Source organism: Sphingomonas sp. UYP23 (assembly GCF_054059235.1).
Map to the genome: position 1 here is coordinate 4,546,209 of NZ_JBSSBX010000001.1, position 18,412 is coordinate 4,564,620.

Consider the following 18,412-nt stretch of genomic DNA (forward strand, 5'->3'; position numbering starts at 1 on the left):
CTGGGCGGATCGGCGGGCATCTATACACCGGTGGCTCCTCCCTCGTTTGCGTAGGACCGCGATGATCCCCGGCCCCTTCCTCCTCTATCTCGGCCATTCCGACGACGATGTCGGCATCAAGACCTCGCGCGGCCTCGCCGCCTTCCGCCGCGACGATTGCGTGGGAGAATGGCGCCACGACGATTGCCCGCTCACGCTCGGCCTGCCGCGGATGGACGCTGCCGCCGCGCGTGCGGCGGGCGCACGCACGCTGGTGCTCGGCATCGCCAATGCCGGCGGCCGGCTGGGCGAGGCGCTGGTCCAGGATGCGCTGCAGGCAATCGCGCAGGGGATGAACGTCGCCGCCGGGCTCCACCAGCGGCTGCGCGACGATCCGCGGCTGGTCGAGGCGGCAGCCGCCGCGGGTGTCCACCTGTTTGACGTGCGCGATCCGCGCGCGGATATTCCGGTCGGCACCGGCAAGCGGCGCGCTGGCAACCGCCTGCTCACCGTCGGGACCGATTGCTCGGTCGGCAAGATGTACGCCACGCTGGCGCTGCGCGACGCGCTCCAGCGCCGCGGCGTCGTCGCCGATTTTCGCGCGACCGGCCAGACCGGCATCCTGATCGCGGGTGACGGCGTGCCGCTCGACGCGGTCGTCGCCGATTTCATCTCGGGCGCGATCGAGACGCTTGCGCCGGCGCGCGGCGACGATGGCTGGGATCTGATCGAGGGCCAGGGCTCGCTGTTCCACCCGTCCTTCGCTGGCGTCTCGACCGGGTTGCTTCACGGCGCGCAGCCGGCGGCGCTCGTGCTCTGCCACGATCCGTCGCGCGCACATATGCGCGGCCTGCCGCACTATGACCTTCCCGACCTGGCCGAATGCCTCGCCGCGAACATACAGGTCGCGCGGCTCACCAGTCCTTATGTGCGCGCGGTCGGCGTCGCGCTGAACACGGTCAAGCTCGACGAGGAGGCCGCGCGGCGGCTCTGCGCCGCAACCAGCGACGCGCTCGGCCTGCCCTGCACCGACCCCTATCGCTTCGGCGCCGACCCGATCACTGATTGGCTGCTGCAATGCTTCGTACCCTCGACGCTCGCCACCACCGCTTCGGCCTGAACGCGCCCTTCCGCATCGCGCGGGGCGTGAAGACGGCGGCCGACGTCGTCACCGTCACAGTGCGCCAGGGCGCGCTCGAAGGCCGCGGCGAAGGCGTGCCCTATCCGCGCTATGGCGAGACGATCGACGATGCGCTCGCGCAGATCGCCCGTGTCGCTGCGCCGATCGAGGCCGGCGTGAGCCGTGCCGATCTGCGCGCGCTCCTGCCGCCCGGTGCCGCGCGGAACGCGGTCGATTGCGCCTTGTGGGATCTCGAAGCGCGTCTTGCCGGGAGCAGCGTCGCTGCGCTTGCCGGGGTGGCCCAACCCGTGCCAGTCCCCTCCGCGATGACCATCGCGATCGACACCCCCGAAGCCATGTCCGCCGCGGCCACCCGGGTCGCGCGGGTCCCGTTGCTCAAGGTCAAGGTCGATCGCGCGGGGGCGGCCGATCAGATCGCCGCAGTTCGCGCCGCCGCTCCCGCGCCGCGCATGATCGTCGACCCGAACGAAAGCTGGACGATCGCCGAGCTCGAGCGCTGGCAGGATCTGCTAGTCGAACACCGTGTCGATCTGCTCGAGCAGCCGTTGCCGGCGGGCGAGGATGCCGTCCTGGCCAGTTTTTCCAGCCGCGTGCCGCTATGTGCGGATGAATCGCTCCATACGAGTGCCGACCTCGACGCGCTCGCTGATCGCTACCGGTACGTCAATATCAAGCTCGACAAGACCGGCGGCCTCACCGAGGCGCTCGACCTCGCCGATGCCGCGCGGGCGCGCGGGTTCGGGCTGATGGTCGGCTGTATGGTGTGTTCGTCGCTCGGCATCGCGCCGGCGCTGCTGCTGGCCGGCGAGGCGGCGTTCGTCGATCTCGACGGTCCGCTCTGGCTTTCGGAAGACCGGCCCGGCGGCGTCAGCGACCGCAACGGCGTGCTCGCCCCGCCCGAGCCCGGTTTCTGGGGCTCCGCGGCGTGAGCATCGCGCGACGCTGGTTCGCGGTGCCGCTGTGGCAGCGGGTAATCGGCGGTCTTGTGATCGGCGTGATCCTCGGCACGCTGTGGCCCGCGGGCGCGAACGCGATCGCGATCCTCGGCGATTTGTTCGTGCGGCTGATCCGGATGCTCGTCGTACCGGTCGTACTCGTGACGATCGCCGCCGGCATCGCCGCGCTCGGCGATCCGCGGCGGCTCGGCGCGATCGGCGGGCGGACGGTGCTGCTGTTCGCCTTCACGACGATCGTCGCGGTGACGATCGGCATGGCGACCGGGCTGATCCTCCGACCCGGTGCCGGCATCGTGCTCGCGGGCGTCGCGCCGCATGCGCTGGGCGCCGCGGTTTCGCCGAGCGACCAGGTGCTCGGGATCGTCCCCGTCAACATCCTGGACGCGCTCGCCAAGGGCGACATGCTCGCGGTCATCTTCACCGCGGTGCTGCTCGGCGTCGGCATGGTCGCCGCGGGCGAGGCGGGGCGGCCGGTGGTCAAGCTGTTCGAGGGGCTCGCCGCGGTGCTGCTGCAGATCGTGCGGATCGTGATGGAAGTAACCCCGCTCGGCGTGCTCGCGCTGATCGCGCGCGCGGTGGCGACCAGCGGGGCGGCGGTGTTCGTCAATATCGGCGCGCTCGCGCTGTGCGTCGTGATCGCCTCGCTCGTGCAGATGCTGTTCCATGGTGCGCTGATCGCCTGGGTCGCGCGGCTCCCCGCGCTGCGCTTCTTCCGCGGCATCCTCGATGCGCTCGTCGTCGGCTTCTCGACAGCGTCCTCCTCGGCGACCTTGCCTGTCGGGTTGCGCGTGGCCGAGGACAATCTCGGCATCGCGCCGGCCGTGGCCGGCACCGTCCTCCCGCTCGGCGCGAGCATCGGCAAGGACGGGACGGCGATGTACGTCGGCCTGATGGGCCAGTTCGCGCTCCAGGCGCTCGGCATAACGCCCGATCCCGGCATGTTGCTCGTCATGCTGCTGACCGGCGCGCTCGCGGCGTTCGGCACGGCACCGGTGCCCTCCGCCTCGCTCTTCATGCTCGCGGCGATGCTCTCGGCGGTCGGCGTCGCGCCCGAGCAGACCGCGCTGATCGTCGGCCTCGTCCTGCCGTTCGACCGCCTGCTCGACATGACGCGCACCACGCCGTCGGTCTCGGCCAACCTCACCGTCGCGACCCTGGTCGCGCGCCGGACGGGCGCGCTCGACACGGCGGTGTTCCGCGGGGCGACATCGGGCTAGGATGGCGCGCTTATGAACCTGCGCCACATCGAAATCTTTCACGCCGTGTACGTCAACGGCTCGGTCAGCGCCGCCGCGCGCGCGCTCAACATTTCGCAACCCTCGGTGTCGAAGACGCTCCGTCACGCCGAATCGCTGCTCGGCTTCGAACTGTTCCAGCGCAACGCCGGGCGGATGGTGCCGACCGAGGACGCCCATGCGATGTTCGGCGACGTCGCCGAGATCCAGGAGCGCGTGCGCGCCTTGCGCGAGGCGGGGCGCAACCTGCGCACCGGGGGCGGCGCGACGCTGCGCATTTCCGCACTGCCGAGCCTCGCGCTGAGCGCCCTGCCGACGGCGGTCGCGCGCTTCCTCAAGACGCATCCCGACGTGCGCTTCGACCTGCAGACAACCCATCACGACGACGTGCTGCGCAAGCTCTATGAGCGCGAGACCGAGATCGCGATCGGCTATCAGGCGCCGCGCGGCGCGCCCTTGGGGCAGATCTGGCTCGGCGAGGGCGAATTGGTGATGCTCTATCGCGAGGCCGAGCTGCCCGACGCGCCGCCCCGGCTCGAGCTCAGCCAGCTTGCCGGGCAACCCTTCATCTCGCTCGCGGCAAGCGGGCCGATCGGCCATCTGTTCACGACCGAGGTCGAGCGGATCGGGCTCGAGCTCAACGAGATCGTCTCGGCGCGCACCTTTTACATCGGCGCGGCGCTGGTCCGCGCGGGCGTCGGGGTGACGGTGGTCGACAATCTAACCGCCGAGGCGTGTCTCGCGCCCGGGCTCGCGATGCGCCCGCTCAAGCCCTCGCTGACCTTCGACATCCATGCGATGCACTTGCTCGACCGGCCGCCGAGCGCGCTGGCGAGCGATTTCCTGGCGGTGCTCGGTACCGTGATCGAGGCGCCATGACGCCGCTGCTGCTTGGTCTTCTGCTCGCCGCCCCCACGCCAGCGGCGGCGTCATCCGATGCCGTCACGAGCGCGCTCGCGCAGGCCGGGCCCGGCACGCGGATCGGCCTGCTGGTGAGCGACGACCAAGGTCGCGAGATCGTTGCGATCCGCCCCGACGAGCGTTTCGTGCCCGCCTCCAACACCAAGATCTTCACGACAGCCGCCGCCTTCGCCACGCTCGACATGACGGCGGCGGATGGCGGCGGCGGGGCGGAGGTGCGGCTCGAGGGACGCGACGTGGTGCTCGTCGGCCATGGCGATGCGCGCCTCTCGAGCGCTGCGGACTGCCGGGTCGACTGTCTCGCCCAACTCGCCCGCGCCGTCGCTGCGCGCACGCACGTCGTCGACGATGTGATCGGCGATGACAGCGCCTTTCCCGACGAGCGCTGGCCGCAAGGGATGAGCTGGAACAACCAGGCTGGGCGATATGGCACGGCGATCTCGGCGTTGACGATCGACGACAATGTGGTCGAGCTTGCGGTCGTGCCCGGCGCGCTCGGGGCATCGCCGGCGATTACCGGCGATGGCTATTACCGGATCGAGAACCGCGCAATCACCGTCGCTGGCGGCACAACGGCGCTGGACGTCACGCGCCTGCCCGGCAGCGACACGCTGCGTATCACCGGCACCGTCGGCGCAGGCGCGGCACCGCGGCCCTTGCTGGTCGGTCTCGACGATCCGGCGTATCGCGCCGCCTGGCGACTGGCCCGCTTGCTGCGCGAAAACGGCGTGCGCGTGACGGGAAGCGTGACCGTGCGCCACCGGCCTTTGTCTCCCGCGGACGATCCCGAGGTCCGCGGTAGCGCACCTGCCCCACGTCCCCCTGCCCCGCCAGCGGCCCTTGCGCGGCTGACGCCGCCGCCGCTCGGGGACGACGCTCGCCTCACCAACAAGGTGAGCCAGAACCTTCACGCCGAACTCTTCCTGCGTCGGGTCGCGGCAGCCACAGGCAGCGGTTCGGTCGCCGACGGCCGCGCCGCGGTCATCAGGATGCTGAGCGCGATCGGCGTGCCGCGCTGGCAATATGATTTCGCCGATGGATCGGGCATGTCGAGCTACAACCGCGTCACGCCGCGCGCCACCATCGCGGTGCTGCGCTGGATCGCCGCGCAGCCCTGGGGCGCGGCATGGCGCGCGACGCTGCCGGTCGGCGGCGTCGACGGCACGCTCGCCGCGCGCTTCCACGCGACCGCGCTCGACGGCCGCCTTTTCGCCAAGACCGGCTCGCTCAACGCGACCAATGCCGTATCGGGCTATCTCACCGCCGCCAGCGGCCATGTGCTGACCTTCGCCGCCTTCGCCAACGATGTTCCGGGCGACGCCTCCGCCACCAAGGCGATCGACGCAGCACTGCTTGCCGTCGCGGCGACGCACTGAGCGGCGGCTTGCTCGCCTGCTAAACGTCCGCGAGCGGCGTCACGAACTCGTAGCGGTCACCGCGGTACACCGAGCGGGTGAATTCGACGAAGCGGCCGTCGGAAATCCGCGTCAGTCGCTCGATCCGCAACACTTCGGAATTCTGCCGCACGCTGAGGATCCCGGCCTCGGTCGGCGTCGCGAGCGAAGCCCGCACCCGCTGCGTGCCCGCAGTCGGGCGGCAGCCATACGCGTCGAGCGCCTGGTAGAGCGAGTCGCCGAGCGTATCGAGATCGGGCAGGAAGTCCGCCGGGATGATCGCATGTTCGATTGCGAGCGGCTCGCCGCCGGCCAGACGAACCCGCCCGAGCCGCGCGACGCGTGCCGCGGGGCTAATCTGCAGCGCCGCGGCTTCTTCTTCGGTCGGCTGCGCATAGGTCTTGTTGATCCACACCACGCCCGGCGCTTCGCCGCGCGCGCGGGTTTCGTCGCTGAAGCTGCTGAGCCTGCTCCCCGCCGCCTCGATCCGCCGCGCGACGAAGGTGCCCGAGCCCTGCTTGCGGAACAGCACGCCTTCGCCGACGAGTTGCTCGATCCCCTTGCGCACGGTGACGCGCGAGAGCTTGGCCATCTCGCTGAGATCGCGTTCGGAGGGCAGCGCGCTGCCCGGATCGATCCCGCCGCTGCTGATATGCTCGCGCAGGCTGCGCGCGAGTTGGAGGTAGAGCGGTGTTCCTTCCGCGCTCGAGGTCCAGGCAATGTCGCGCATCGTCATCCCCGCGCTTTCATGGCCTCGAGCGCGCCACGCAGATTACCTCCGGCCGTATCGAGCGCCGCTTTGGCCTCGTCGGGCGACAGCCCAAGCGAGACGAGCACGCCCCGCCGGATGTCGTTATGCGCGGCATCGAGGGCGTGGATTGCCGTCTCGGCATCGACCCCGGCGATCTCCATGACCATCGTGCGCCCGCGCTGCAGCAACTTCGCGTTCGAGATCCGCATCGCCACCATCCGGCCGTCATAGACCAGCCCGCGCCGTAGCATGATCGCAGTCGAGAGTATGGTAAGGATCGCCTTCTGCGCGGTCCCCGCCTTCATCCGCGTCGATCCGGCGAGCACCTCGCTGCCGGTGACCGCGCAGATCGGATGCTCGGCGGCGTCGAGCAGCGCCGAGCCGGCATTGTTGGCGATGGCGATCGTCAGCGCGCCCGCAGCACGCGCGGCCACGGTCGCGGCGAGCGTATAGGGCGTGCGGCCACTCGCCGCGACGCCGATCACGACGTCGCTCGCGCCGACCTCGGCGGCGTCGATCTCGGCCTGCGCCGCCGCGGCATCGTCCTCGGCACCCTCATAGGCCTGGGTGAGCGCCCCGGTGCCCCCGGCCATCAGGAAGACCAGGCGCTCCATCGGCCAGCCGAAGGTCGGGTGAAGCTCGGCCCCGTCCTGCACCGCGAGCCGGCCCGACGTGCCCGCGCCGACGAAGACCAGGCGGCCCCGCTCGCCGAGCCGCGACGCTGCCGCATCGGCGGCCTGCGCGATCGCGCGCGTCTGCGATTGGATCGCGGCGATCGCGGCCATCTGGCCCTCGAGCATCGCATCTACCGCCGCTTCGGTCGGCCAGCGGTCGAGATCGCGATACCGGGGATCGAGCGCTTCGGTCTTCATGCGATATCCTGATTTGACGCTGCTGTCGCGACGATGGCGCGCCCGGACGATGCGCGCGTACGTCCGCTCTTGTGATCCTTTACCATCGCCGGTCCTCCGTCCTGCCACCCACGATCGCTTGAGGCGCGCGCGTGCGTAGCGGATCACTGTGCAGCGACGCATCGAGATTGTAAACATCGGTATCGTATTGGATCTATGACGGCGCCATCGATCCATCCGAAAAGCTGTCAAACCCTCTTATATAGCAATTCCAATACGAGACCACTTGCGCCGTTCATTCGGATTGGTATTCTACACTTATGCCAGCCTCCGAATCCGAGCCGACCAAGATGGCCGAGGAAGCGCTCGAGGCGCCGGCCAGGGCGTCCGAGCAGCTCGCCCGCAACGCCGGTCTGATGCGCGAAGCGGGAAAGCGGCTGCGCGACCTGGCCCCACCCTTTGCCGCCACCCTCGCGCGCGGGAGTTCGGACCAGGCGGCGGGCTTCGCCAAGTTCCTGCTCGAAACGCGCGTCGCGATGCCGACGCTGAGTCACGCGCCGTCGATCGGTTCGCTTTACCACACGACCGCGCCGCGCTTCGACGGTGTACCGCTCGTCGCGATCTCGCAGTCGGGCCGAAGCCCCGATCTGCTTGCCGCCGCTGCGGACGCACACCGGCGCGGCGCCGTCGTCATCGCGGTCGTCAACGACGCTGCGTCGCCGCTCGCCGATCTCGCCCAGATCGTCATTCCAGTTCACGCCGGGCCCGAAACCAGCGTCGCTGCCACCAAGAGCTTCGTCTGTACGCTCGTCGCGCTCGCCCATCTCGCAGCCGAGTGGGGCGGCGATGAAGCGCTCCTCGCTGCGTTGGACGCGACTCGCGCGGTGCTCGAACAGGCCGCGCGGGCCGATTGGACATCAGCCGTCCCGTTGCTTCGCGACGCAACGACCATGCTGGTGCTCGGGCGCGGGCCGACGCTGCCGATCGCTGGCGAGGCGGCGCTCAAGCTCAAGGAAACTTCAGCGATCCATGCCGAGGCGTTCAGCAGCGCGGAGGTCGCGCATGGCCCGATGCGACTGATCGGCGCTGGCGATCCGGTGCTGGTACTGGCACCGCTCGACGTGGCGCGCGAAGGTCTGGTCGAGCGGCTGGCGGATTTTGCCGAACGCGGTGCGCAGCTCGTCGTCGCCGGGCTCGAAGCCGCGCTGGTGCCGACCGCCACCGTCCTGCCCTCGCCGCGCGACGTGCATCCCGTGCTCGGCGCGATCGCGCAGATCCAGAGTTTCTACGGGCTCGCCGAGGCGCTTGCGCGGGCGCGCGGGCTCGACCCGGATCATCCGCCGCACCTCAACAAGGTGACGCGCACGCTATGACCCGGATCGCGCTCACCGGCGCCCGCATCGTGCTGGCGGATCGCATCGTCGACCAGCAGGCGCTGCTCCTGGATGGCACGCGGATTGTCGCGCTCGCCGCACGCATTCCCGAAGGCTTCGAGCGCCGCGAGCTTGGCGGCGGCTGGCTCCTCCCTGGCTTCATCGACACCCAGGTCAATGGCGGCGGCGACGTGCTGTTCAACGACGCACCGACGCTCGCCGGCATCCGTACGATCGCCGAGGCGCACCGCCGCTCCGGCACGACCGGCCTGTTGCCGACGCTGATCAGCGACCGCGCCCCGATCGTCGAAGCCGCCATCGCAGCGGGCGAAGACGCGCTCGCGGCAGGCGTGCCCGGCGTCCTCGGCGTCCATATCGAGGGGCCGCACCTCAACCCGCAGAAGAAGGGCATCCACGATCCGGCCCGCTTCAGCACGATCGATCGAGACGCGCTCGCCCGGCTGACGGCGCCCTCGCGCGGTCGCCGCATCGTCACGCTCGCGCCCGAGCTGGCACCGGCGGGCGCGGTGCGTGCGCTGGCCGAAGCGGGTATTCTGGTCTGCGCCGGGCATTCGCTCGCAGACTATGATCAGACCCGCGCAGCGCTGGCCGAGGGGCTGGCAGGCTTCACGCACCTGTTCAACGCGATGACGCAGTTCCTCAGCCGCGACCCCGGCATGGTCGGCGCGGCGCTCGAGGATCGCGCCAGTCATTTCGGGCTGATCGCCGACGGCCTCCACGTCCACCCCGCCGCATTGCGGGTCGCCTTGCTCGCACGCGGGGTCGAGGGCATCATGCTGGTGACCGATGCGATGCCGCCGGTCGGCGGGCAACGCGATCGCTTTACGCTGATGGGGCAGGAGATCGCCGTCGTCGGCGGGACCTGTCGCGCGCCCGACGGCACGCTGGCCGGCTCGGCGCTGACGATGGCGCAGGCGTTCCGCAACGCGATCGACCTGATGGGATGCGACATGGTCGCCGCCTCGCGCATGGCGAGTGGCACCCCCGCCGCGTTCCTGCGGCTCGACGGAGAAATCGGCATGATCGCTCCCGGGCTGCGCGCCGATCTCGTCCATCTCGACGATGCGCGCCGTGTGACCGCGACCTGGATCGCCGGCGCGCGCGTCGACCGCGCCGAATGACGGTGGGACGCCCGCACGCTGACGGGCGACCCCGCACGGGAGTCCCCACATGACCTACTATCTCGGCATCGATGCGGGCGGAAGCCATTGCCGCGCCCGGCTGATCGACGCGCGCGGCACTGTGATCGGCGAAGGCCATTCGGGCCCGGCCAATGCGCGCGTTGGCATCGAAACACTGTACACGACGCTCGCGCAAACCGCCGACCACGCCATCGCACACGCCGGCCTGACGACCGAGCAGCGCGCGACCATCCATGCCGGGATGGGGATCGCCGGGATCAGCCGGACCGGCCTGCTCGATGCCCTGGCTGCGCGCGACTTCGGTTTCGCCGATGTGGCCTATGCCACCGATGCGCAGATCGCCAACCTCGGCGCGCACGCCGGGCAGGACGGCGCGATCCTCATCATCGGCACGGGCAGCGCGGCGCAGCTTCGGGTCGCGGGTCGCGACTTCACGATCGGCGGCTACGGCTTCCCGATCTCCGACGAAGGCAGCGGCGCCGCGCTCGGCCTGTCGGCGATGCGGCACGCGCTGCGCGCGCTCGACGGGCGAACGCGCCAGACCCCCTTGAGCACCGCGGTGACCGAGCGCTTCGATCACGACACCGCCAAGGCGATCGCCTGGATGGACCAGGCCACCCCGCGCGACTACGGCACGTTCGCGCCGCTGGTGATGGACTATGCCGAGGCCGGCGACACCATCGCACGCTCGATCGTCAAACAGGCGGCGAACCATATCGAGCGCTTTATCGAGACGATCTTCGAGCGCGGCGCGACCCGCTGCACGCTCGTCGGCGGCCTCGCGCCGCGGATCCGCCCGTGGCTGCGCGCGCGTACCGTCGAACGGCTCAGCGTGGCGCTGGGCGACTCGCTGGACGGCGCGTTGCGGCTGGCGGGGTATCGCGCCGATCCGGCGCGATAACGGCATCGACGCCCGGTGCGGACGGTCGTGGTGACGACAGGCTTCTGTTTCGGGATTGTTGCTGGATCGTCACATCGCATGGCTGCGCCGGCCGCATGCTTGTCGCCGCACGCCGCGCCCCTCACTGGATCGCGAATGCGGTCGCGCAAGTGTCGCGGCGACCGCCCCGAACCGCTATACGCGTTCGTCGGCCGCGGGCGCGACCGCTCTCGCCGCCATCGACCAAACCGAAGGACGACCATGCCGTCAGGACTCGTAGCGCTGCTCGACGATGTTGCCGCGATCACCAAGCTCGCCGCCGCGTCGCTCGACGACGTCGCCGCCGCGACCGGCAAGGCCGGGACCAAGGCGATGGGCGTGATCGTCGATGATGCCGCGGTCACTCCGCGCTACGTCGCGGGATTCACCGCCGAGCGCGAATTGCCGATCATCGGCAAGATCGCGCTTGGATCGCTGCGCAACAAGCTGCTCATCCTGCTCCCCGCGGCGCTGCTTCTCAGCGCGTTCGCGCCGTGGCTCGTGACCCCATTGCTGATGCTCGGCGGCGCGTATCTGTGTTTCGAGGGTAGCGAGAAAGTCGTCGAGGCGATCTTCGGCGCCCACGCGGCCGAGGACGCGCCGGTAACGGGCGACGCGACGGTGCTGGAGGCGCAGAAGGTGTCAGGCGCGATCCGCACCGACCTGATCCTCTCGGTCGAGATCATGGCGATCGCGCTGGCCGAAGTGGCAGGCTCGCCGATCGTCACCCAGGCGATCGTGCTCGCGTTGGTCAGCGTCGCGATCACGCTGGGGGTGTACGGCGTGGTCGCACTGATCGTGAAGATGGACGATATCGGCCTGCTGCTGGCGCAGCGCGACAATGCGCTCGCGCGTGCGATCGGCCGCGGGCTGGTGACCGGGATGCCGCTGCTGATGCGGTGCCTGTCGATCATCGGTACGGCGGCGATGATCTGGGTCGGCGGCGGCATCCTGGTCCATGGACTCGAGACTTTCGGGGTCGGCGGACCGGCGCACATCAGCCACGCGCTCAGCGCTGCGGCCAAGACGCTGCCGGGGATTGGCAGCGCGGCCGGATGGGCGGCCGGTGCGACCTTTGCGGCGGTGGTCGGCCTGTTGGTCGGCGGTGCGATCGTGCTCGGCCACGCCGCCGTCATAAAGCTGCGCGGGCAGCACGCGTAACAGTCTGGCCGCTCCGGGGATAGTGTGCGGGAGCCATTGACCCGCTTGCGAGTTACACCCGCGCAACGAATTTCGATCTGGCACGGCGGACGCCGTGCCTTGATCGGCACCCTCGGAGGATCGGACAATCGCGATAGATCGACAGCGCGTTGAAAATGGCGGGCTTATTCTCTTCCTGACATTCATCACGATCGGCCTGGGTATGGTCGTGTCGAGCTTCCTCGGTGCGCTTTTATGGTCGGCGCTGGCAGCGATCCTGTTCCAGCCGCTGTTCCAGCGCCTGCTCGCCCATTGGCCCGGGCGACGCAACCGCGCCGCATTGGTCGCGTTGCTGATCATCACCGTCGCGATCGTGCTGCCGGCACTGATCATCAGCTCGATGGTCGTCGATCAGGCAGCCGGGGTCTACACGCAGATCCGCTCGGGCCAGATCAACATCGCTTCCTATTTCGCGCAGATCCATGATGCCTTGCCGCTGCGGCTGCAGCAGTTGCTCGACAGCGCCGGCTTCGGCAGCTTCGAGCGCGCGCAGGCGCAGGTCGCCGACGCGGTGAGCAACAGCGCAAGCATGCTCGCCAGCCGGGCTTTCTCGATCGGCGCGAATGCGGCGGCCTTCCTGCTGGCGTTCGGCGTCGGGCTCTACGTCACCTTTTTCTTGCTGCGCGACGGCGAGCGGATCGGCCCGGCAATGGTCCGTGCCCTTCCGCTCGAGCCCAGCGTCGCAGCGCAGCTGGCCGACAAGTTCGTCTCGGTCGCGCGCGCGACGATCAAGGGCTCGGTGGTCGTCGCTCTGGTACAGGGTGCGCTCGGCGCAGTGACGTTCTGGATCGTCGGCCTGCCCGCGGCGTTGCTGTGGGGCGTCCTGATGGCGATCGCCGCGCTGCTCCCGGCGATCGGGCCGACGATCGTATGGGCGCCGGTCGCGATCTACCTGCTTGCCACTGGTGCGCTGTGGCAGGCCGGGGTCGTGGTGGCATCGGGAATGCTGGTGATCGGATTGGCCGACAATATCCTGCGGCCCATGCTGGTCGGGCGCGACACCGGGATCCCCGACTGGCTGGTGCTGGTCACGACGCTCGGCGGGGTCGAGCTGGTCGGCCTGAGCGGCATCGTCGTCGGCCCGATCGCCGGTGCACTTTTCCTCACCGGATGGAGCATCCTGACCGAAAAGCGTTTGGGGAACGCAACCGCGGACGACGCGACGCGCCAGCAGCAAGGCGACATCGCCGCGTAACGCAATGGAGCGGCAAAGCGGTTCAGGCCGCCTGCTTCGTGCACTGCACCCAAATCGTATTCGGAGAGTTGTCCAGTGATGAGCACATCCCCCCTGCCCCGCGCCGCTGCGTCGATCGTAAACGCGCATTCGCGCAGCGGACGGGACCTGTTCGTCGATGCCAAGGCAAAGCTCGAGGCGGCGGGCGTCTCGCTGACCGAAGCCCATGCGGTCGAGGACCCCGGAACGCTCGCCGAGACCGTCCGCCGGGCCGTGGCGAACGGTGCGCCGATGGTGATCGTCGGTGGCGGCGACGGGACTCTGTCGGGGGTGATCGACGAGCTGGTCGGCAAGACGTGCGTGTTCGCGATCCTGCCGCTCGGAACCGCGAACAGCTTTGCGCGAACGCTCGAGCTTCCGCTCGATCTCGACGGCGCGATCGCGGTGATCGCCACTGGCACGCGGCGACGGGTCGATCTGGGCATGATCGACGAAGACTATTTCGTGAATGGCGCCTCGATCGGGCTGGCTACCTTGATCGGCGAGACCGTGCCGCACGGGCTCAAGCGCTATCTCGGTCGGGTCGGATACCTACTCTGGGCGCTGCGCTGTTCGATCCGCTTTCGCGCCTTTCGGCTGATGATCGACGATGGGACGACCGAGCGCCGGATGTGGTCGACCGAAGTCCGCATTCTCAACGGATGCTATCATGGCGGCGTCGAACTGTCCGACAGCGCGGACGTCGAGAGTGGCGAGATCGTGATCCAGGCCGTGGTCGGGCGGAGCCGCGCGCGGCTCGCGGCGGATTGGTACGCCAAATTCTTCCGACTGCGCGATCGGCATGCGCACACCGAGGAATTCCGCGGCTGCAGGTTCCGCATCGAGACGACCCCGCGGCTGAAGATCTCGATCGACGGAGAGGTTCTTGCCAAGACCCCCGCCATTGCCAAGATCGCCGCGCGGGCGGTCGAGATCGCGGTGCCGGTAACGCGACAACCCACCCAGACGTCCGCATCCTAAACAATCCGAAGGCTCGATCGGCCATAATGGACACGGGCGGCCCGGTTGGCAGGATTCATCGGTACATCGAGGGGATGTTCCAAGCGGTGAATGGCATCGTCCAAGTTGATCAAACTTGATTGGATCAGACACGCAGCGGAAAGCGTTCATCTTGGCGGCGTCGCCTGCCTCAAGCCCACGATCACCAGTTCATGGTCGCGTGCCAATTTCCATCCAAGCACTCGGTCGACGAAGGAGAACAATTACCTGGCGGCCGATATCGAAGCGGACCTGCATTTCCACGGCAGCCGGAGTCGACCAAAATTGCATAAGCACGCGGGCTTAGCGGTCTCGCACGAAGGATAACCCGCCACCGCCGATCGGCCGCAATCCGAAAAGACACCGGTATTTCCATCGACTGCCACCATTGCTTGCGCCGAGCAGAAAGCCCCCCGCCGCCGAGTCAACGAGAAATTCGCGCGCCGAAACCCGGACTTAACGGCTCACCGCACACACACGATTGCGGTTGTGCTTCTTGCCCCGATGCACCCTTGCGCCGGTGGAGATCACGAGCTAGTTCGCCAATCCAACCAATCAAGCTTTCTACCACCACGGGCCAACCATTAAGATCAATGATTTTGATTTACGTGGGTGCGAAATGCAAAATCAAATAAAGCTCCAGTAAACTGTGAATCTTGGGGAAAAATCTTGAAGGATGATCTATTGTCGGATAATAGTAGCTATCCGCTCACAGACGTCAATAAGCGTAATTGTGATCTGTTGTTCGTAGGATACGTGATCCCACCATCGCACGATATTTCAACAAATGCGGATGATACTGTATCAGTTTATATCCGCAAGCTGTTCGAATCCGAACAGTTTAGAACGGCTGTCTCAGACCAGATTTTTTCAAGCTCATTTATTCAGGACGGCGCTTTTGTAGGAACGCCATCCGTAGATCTACGATCTTGGACTAGCCGAGTTGTGCCGCTGGAGGTCACAACCGCTGCTCAAATCCGACAGCAGCCGCTGACGTGGCTCAGTTTGCTGCGCTTAGTATTCAACGACTACGAATTTGGCGAGACGTGCATCCCCAAGGGCACCTCCCTCGACTTTGACAAGTTCACAGCATCCCTTGGAAGTCGTCGCGACTCATTGGTCCGATCCTACCCCCAAGGCGTGCCATCCGAGACGCATAAACTTCTATCCGAATCGAAGTATTTCGATGCCGAGTTCTATTATGAACGGTACCCAGACGTCGCATTAGCAAATACTGACGCAGTATCCCACTATATCCTGCACGGCGGGGTAGAAGGCCGTATACCCAGCGCACTATTTGACAGCTTGGCGTACATGCAGGATTTCCCTTCGGTACATGCTGCGGGAATACCACCCCTGCTGCATTACCTAGAGCATGGAGAAGCCGACGGTCTCAGAATTCGCCGCCCGGAGCTCGCGCCCGACGAGCATTATGCAGATCAGATTGTAAGGACGAAGTTCGACTTCCTTCGACCGCTGGCGCTTTATTATCAGCCTCGCTCGAAGCCGCGAGTCACGATGGTTACCGACAGCATCAATAGCGGGTGGCTTTATGGGGGTGTCGGCACCGCTCTCCTTTTGACAGCCCTTTTGGCGAAAGAGAGAGGCGCAACACTTCGGATCGCTACACAGGATATCGTACCCGAACGGGAGAATGTCGCGAGAGTGTTACGTGCGAACGGTATTGAGTGGGACGAGGATGCGGAATTTGTAACGTACAACTCGCGCACACAGAAGCCTATTTTTCCGATAACCGATGACGAGATTTTTGTAACCACGTCGTGGTGGAGCACCGCCGCTACTCTGCGCGCAGTGCCGAAATCGCAAATTATATATGCTCTCCAGGAAGACGAGAGAATGTTTTATGCGATGGGCGACGATCAGCTTCGTTGCGCCGAGGTAATGGCGACATCTGGTATACGGTTCGCCATAAATTCAAAATTATTGTATGATCATCTTATAAGTTCTGGCCTTGATAACATTAGTGATTTTGGCCACTACTTTGAGCCAGCCTTCCCAGAAAATAACTATTTTTACAAAAAGCGGCAGAACAGGAAAAAGAAGCGATTCTTCTTCTATTCTCGTCCAAACAATGAGAGAAATCTCTATACCCGGGGACTGGAGGTCATCAATGAAGCCATCAGCCAAGGCGTACTTGATAACGATAATTGGGAGCTTTTCTTCGTCGGAAAGGACGTCCGGGACATCGTCCTGCGTGACGGGATACGCCCAAAGGTTGTAGATACTCTGAGTTGGGTCGACTATGGCAAGTTCATAAGAACGATCGATTTAGGTTTATCCCTAATGTATACGCCACATCCAAGCTATCCACCGCTCGATCTTGCAGCGAGCGGAGCGGTTGTTGTGACCAATAGGTTCGGCGTGAAGCAGGATCTTTCAGGATATTGTCGAAACATCATATGCGGTTCGACCGATGTCGACGACCTCGTTAAATCGCTAGCTCTGGGATCGGCCCTAGTTGATGATACAGCGACCCGGGAAGATAACTACCGTATGAATAACTTCTCGAGGAGCTGGATTGCATCTCTATCTCCTGTCGTCAAAGCTCTGGACGGAGATATTTAATGTTTCGCAGCGTTGTACCTCCCGTTGAGTATGAATATCCTTGGGTCCAGCCTTTCTCGGCACGGTTATCGGCTGTGAGAAAAGGTGCGTTGAAAGTCGCGTATTTCTACGAAGCGCCCGATAACAGCACATTCCGCTATCGCGCATTCAACATGATCGAGGCCCTTAACAGCGCGTCCGACACGATTTCTGCAAGTTGGTTTTGCAAAGCCGATTGGCCGAACATGGATCAGGTTTTGGCGGTTATCGACATTCTGGTTATCTGCCGCACTCGGTACGATGCGATGTTTGCAAGACTGATTGCATTGGCAAGGTCACGCGGCTGTCGAGTGGTCTACGATACCGACGATATCGTCGTCGATATCACGATGGCGCATATGATCCTCACCGACCTTGACGAGGATGAGAATAACGATCTCGTTTGGGATCATTGGTTCGCATACATTGGTCGATTGCAAAATGCGATGCTTGCATGTGACAGCGTCATCGTAACAAATCCGAACTTAGCCAAGGCCGTTACGAGAGCAGGTGCGAAAGACACCTTCGTGATACCGAATTTTATGAATGAAGATCAGATCAGCATCTCTAACGCGGTGTTTGATGCAAAAGTCGAGAACGGCTTTGATCGCGACGACAAAATTTCGATCGGCTATTTCAGCGGTTCACCGAGCCACAATCGTGATTTTGACATTGCAGCAAGTGCTCTGGCGGATGTCATGTCCAGAGACGATCGGATTGTAGTTCAGTTAGTGGGATATATGGAGGCGCGCGGCCCGCTGAAGGCATTCGAGGATCGCGTGATACACTCCAAATTCACTGATTTCGTCAATCTGCAGCGTCTTATCGGCAAGACTGAAGTCAATATTGCTCCACTGCAGGAAAATGCATTTACCAATTGCAAGTCTGAATTGAAGTTCTTCGAGGCAGCGATTGTAGGCACCAATACGATCGCCAGCCCAACATATACTATGACATCCGCAATCGTTGATGGTGAAAACGGGTATATTAGTGGAGCCTTGGAATGGGCATCAAAACTCGAAGCGGTTGTGTCTACCGTGGGAACGGCGGAGTACGAGAAAGTTGCGCTAGCGGCTCGAGCTACTGCTCAGCAAAAATATTGCTACAGCGCGGTTGCGCCGCTTATCGACGCTACGCTGCATAAAATTGCGGCTCAGAACTGAATCCATACCGGCACCTCTGTACAGACTACCCTGACTGCCACACGTGTTGCTAATCGACTGTAAGTGCTCGGTTCTCCAAGTGTAGCGTTCAGGTTATCGTGAATTTTAGACGGCCACTTACAAAGTTGCTGTCGCGACCAGTGGTTGTTCGACCAATTCGCAGAAGCGGGTGCCGAAAGGCGCCCGCTTATAAGTTCGACTAGCGTACCGAGGATCCTGCAAGTCGCCGGGTTCGCGTGATCATGAATGGAAACTATGATCCGAGCGGACTCCGCGTGTCGGCCCAGATGTGAACTTTACAGACTATATGAAGCGCAGGCATACTTGCCGCATCGCAGTGCGCAGCGAGACACTGACTGGTCGGTTCAAAAACAGAAACTAACCGGCCTTGATCAAAATCGCCGAGGGTTGCGTGCCGGCCGACCGGCAGGCTGGGTCGATGACATGCGTCGGCCGTTCCCGTCGCAACCCTGCCGCGTTGGCGCTTTCTGAGCCTGGGCAACAGACCTTAAGTAAACTGTTCGGGATGCGTCGGGGAACTGCAACGCGC

15 protein-coding genes are annotated in these 18,412 nt (G+C 65.3%); 13 read left to right on the forward strand and 2 right to left on the reverse strand.

Features of this window, described 5'->3' with window-relative positions; translation table 11 throughout:
• The first annotated feature begins 61 nt into the window (after window positions 1-61).
• Genes dgcN through dacB form a run of 5 tightly spaced genes read left to right on the forward strand, consistent with a single transcriptional unit; the run spans window position 62 to window position 5,608 of the window.
• Window positions 62-1,099, forward strand: a complete 1,038-nt coding sequence (gene dgcN, locus ACVWYO_RS22300; RefSeq protein ID WP_457354569.1) for an N-acetyltransferase DgcN — start codon at window positions 62-64, stop codon at window positions 1,097-1,099.
• Window positions 1,057-2,049, forward strand: a complete 993-nt coding sequence (gene dgcA, locus ACVWYO_RS22305) for an N-acetyl-D-Glu racemase DgcA (protein WP_457354571.1) — start codon at window positions 1,057-1,059, stop codon at window positions 2,047-2,049. Before dgcN ends, dgcA begins: the two co-directional genes overlap by 43 nt.
• On the forward strand, window positions 2,046-3,293 hold the full coding sequence (locus ACVWYO_RS22310) for a dicarboxylate/amino acid:cation symporter (protein ID WP_457354573.1): 1,248 nt from the start codon (window positions 2,046-2,048) through the stop codon (window positions 3,291-3,293). The genes dgcA and ACVWYO_RS22310 overlap by 4 nt, the downstream gene beginning before the upstream one ends.
• A 12-nt stretch (window positions 3,294-3,305) precedes the next feature.
• A complete protein-coding gene (locus ACVWYO_RS22315) occupies window positions 3,306-4,190 on the forward strand; it encodes a LysR family transcriptional regulator (RefSeq protein WP_457354575.1) in 885 nt (294 codons plus the stop codon).
• Window positions 4,187-5,608 (forward strand): D-alanyl-D-alanine carboxypeptidase/D-alanyl-D-alanine endopeptidase, encoded by a 1,422-nt coding sequence (gene dacB / locus ACVWYO_RS22320; RefSeq protein WP_457354577.1) that lies wholly within the window; start codon window positions 4,187-4,189, stop codon window positions 5,606-5,608. Before ACVWYO_RS22315 ends, dacB begins: the two co-directional genes overlap by 4 nt.
• A gap of 19 nt (window positions 5,609-5,627) precedes the next feature.
• On the opposite strand, the gene ACVWYO_RS22325 is transcribed toward dacB, so the two are convergent.
• Together ACVWYO_RS22325 and ACVWYO_RS22330 are read right to left on the reverse strand one after the other, a co-directional pair.
• Window positions 5,628-6,356, reverse strand: coding sequence for a GntR family transcriptional regulator (locus ACVWYO_RS22325; protein WP_457355118.1), 729 nt, complete (start codon window positions 6,354-6,356; stop codon window positions 5,628-5,630).
• A gap of 2 nt (window positions 6,357-6,358) precedes the next feature.
• Complete coding sequence (locus ACVWYO_RS22330; protein WP_457354579.1) at window positions 6,359-7,249, reverse strand: N-acetylmuramic acid 6-phosphate etherase; 891 nt, start codon at window positions 7,247-7,249, stop codon at window positions 6,359-6,361.
• A 299-nt stretch (window positions 7,250-7,548) separates the two neighbouring features.
• Between ACVWYO_RS22330 and ACVWYO_RS22335 the strand changes: the two genes are divergently transcribed.
• From ACVWYO_RS22335 to ACVWYO_RS22370, 8 genes are all read left to right on the forward strand, one after another.
• Window positions 7,549-8,601 carry an SIS domain-containing protein gene (locus tag ACVWYO_RS22335; protein WP_457354581.1) on the forward strand — a complete coding sequence of 351 codons (1,053 nt, stop codon included), beginning with the start codon at window positions 7,549-7,551 and terminating at the stop codon, window positions 8,599-8,601.
• Complete coding sequence (gene nagA, locus ACVWYO_RS22340) at window positions 8,598-9,743, forward strand: N-acetylglucosamine-6-phosphate deacetylase (protein WP_457354583.1); 1,146 nt, start codon at window positions 8,598-8,600, stop codon at window positions 9,741-9,743. The genes ACVWYO_RS22335 and nagA overlap by 4 nt, the downstream gene beginning before the upstream one ends.
• Window positions 9,744-9,792: 49 nt before the next feature.
• Complete coding sequence (locus tag ACVWYO_RS22345) at window positions 9,793-10,665, forward strand: BadF/BadG/BcrA/BcrD ATPase family protein (RefSeq protein WP_457354585.1); 873 nt, start codon at window positions 9,793-9,795, stop codon at window positions 10,663-10,665.
• Window positions 10,666-10,905: 240 nt separating this feature from the next.
• Window positions 10,906-11,844 (forward strand): DUF808 domain-containing protein, encoded by a 939-nt coding sequence (locus tag ACVWYO_RS22350; RefSeq protein ID WP_457354587.1) that lies wholly within the window; start codon window positions 10,906-10,908, stop codon window positions 11,842-11,844.
• A gap of 127 nt (window positions 11,845-11,971) precedes the next feature.
• Entirely contained in the window at window positions 11,972-13,078 is a 1,107-nt protein-coding gene (locus tag ACVWYO_RS22355) for an AI-2E family transporter (protein ID WP_457355120.1), read from the forward strand.
• A gap of 78 nt (window positions 13,079-13,156) precedes the next feature.
• On the forward strand, window positions 13,157-14,077 hold the full coding sequence (locus ACVWYO_RS22360; protein WP_457354589.1) for a diacylglycerol/lipid kinase family protein: 921 nt from the start codon (window positions 13,157-13,159) through the stop codon (window positions 14,075-14,077).
• A gap of 687 nt (window positions 14,078-14,764) precedes the next feature.
• A complete protein-coding gene (locus ACVWYO_RS22365) occupies window positions 14,765-16,681 on the forward strand; it encodes a rhamnosyltransferase WsaF family glycosyltransferase (protein WP_457354591.1) in 1,917 nt (638 codons plus the stop codon).
• Complete coding sequence (locus tag ACVWYO_RS22370) at window positions 16,681-17,862, forward strand: glycosyltransferase (protein WP_457354592.1); 1,182 nt, start codon at window positions 16,681-16,683, stop codon at window positions 17,860-17,862. The genes ACVWYO_RS22365 and ACVWYO_RS22370 overlap by 1 nt, the downstream gene beginning before the upstream one ends.
• Window positions 17,863-18,412: the final 550 nt, after the last annotated feature.

Excerpts from the sequence above, each read along its gene's own strand:
- dgcN (WP_457354569.1), top strand. The coding sequence starts at position 62 with ATGATCCCCGGCCCCTTCCTCCTCTATCTCGGCCATTCCGACGACGAT.
- dgcA (WP_457354571.1), top strand. The coding sequence starts at position 1,057 with ATGCTTCGTACCCTCGACGCTCGCCACCACCGCTTCGGCCTGAACGCG.
- ACVWYO_RS22315 (WP_457354575.1), top strand. The coding sequence starts at position 3,306 with ATGAACCTGCGCCACATCGAAATCTTTCACGCCGTGTACGTCAACGGC.
- dacB (WP_457354577.1), top strand. The coding sequence starts at position 4,187 with ATGACGCCGCTGCTGCTTGGTCTTCTGCTCGCCGCCCCCACGCCAGCG.
- ACVWYO_RS22325 (WP_457355118.1), bottom strand. The coding sequence starts at position 6,356 with ATGCGCGACATTGCCTGGACCTCGAGCGCGGAAGGAACACCGCTCTAC.
- ACVWYO_RS22330 (WP_457354579.1), bottom strand. The coding sequence starts at position 7,249 with ATGAAGACCGAAGCGCTCGATCCCCGGTATCGCGATCTCGACCGCTGG.
- ACVWYO_RS22335 (WP_457354581.1), top strand. The coding sequence starts at position 7,549 with ATGCCAGCCTCCGAATCCGAGCCGACCAAGATGGCCGAGGAAGCGCTC.
- nagA (WP_457354583.1), top strand. The coding sequence starts at position 8,598 with ATGACCCGGATCGCGCTCACCGGCGCCCGCATCGTGCTGGCGGATCGC.
- ACVWYO_RS22345 (WP_457354585.1), top strand. The coding sequence starts at position 9,793 with ATGACCTACTATCTCGGCATCGATGCGGGCGGAAGCCATTGCCGCGCC.
- ACVWYO_RS22350 (WP_457354587.1), top strand. The coding sequence starts at position 10,906 with ATGCCGTCAGGACTCGTAGCGCTGCTCGACGATGTTGCCGCGATCACC.
- ACVWYO_RS22360 (WP_457354589.1), top strand. The coding sequence starts at position 13,157 with ATGAGCACATCCCCCCTGCCCCGCGCCGCTGCGTCGATCGTAAACGCG.
- ACVWYO_RS22370 (WP_457354592.1), top strand. The coding sequence starts at position 16,681 with ATGTTTCGCAGCGTTGTACCTCCCGTTGAGTATGAATATCCTTGGGTC.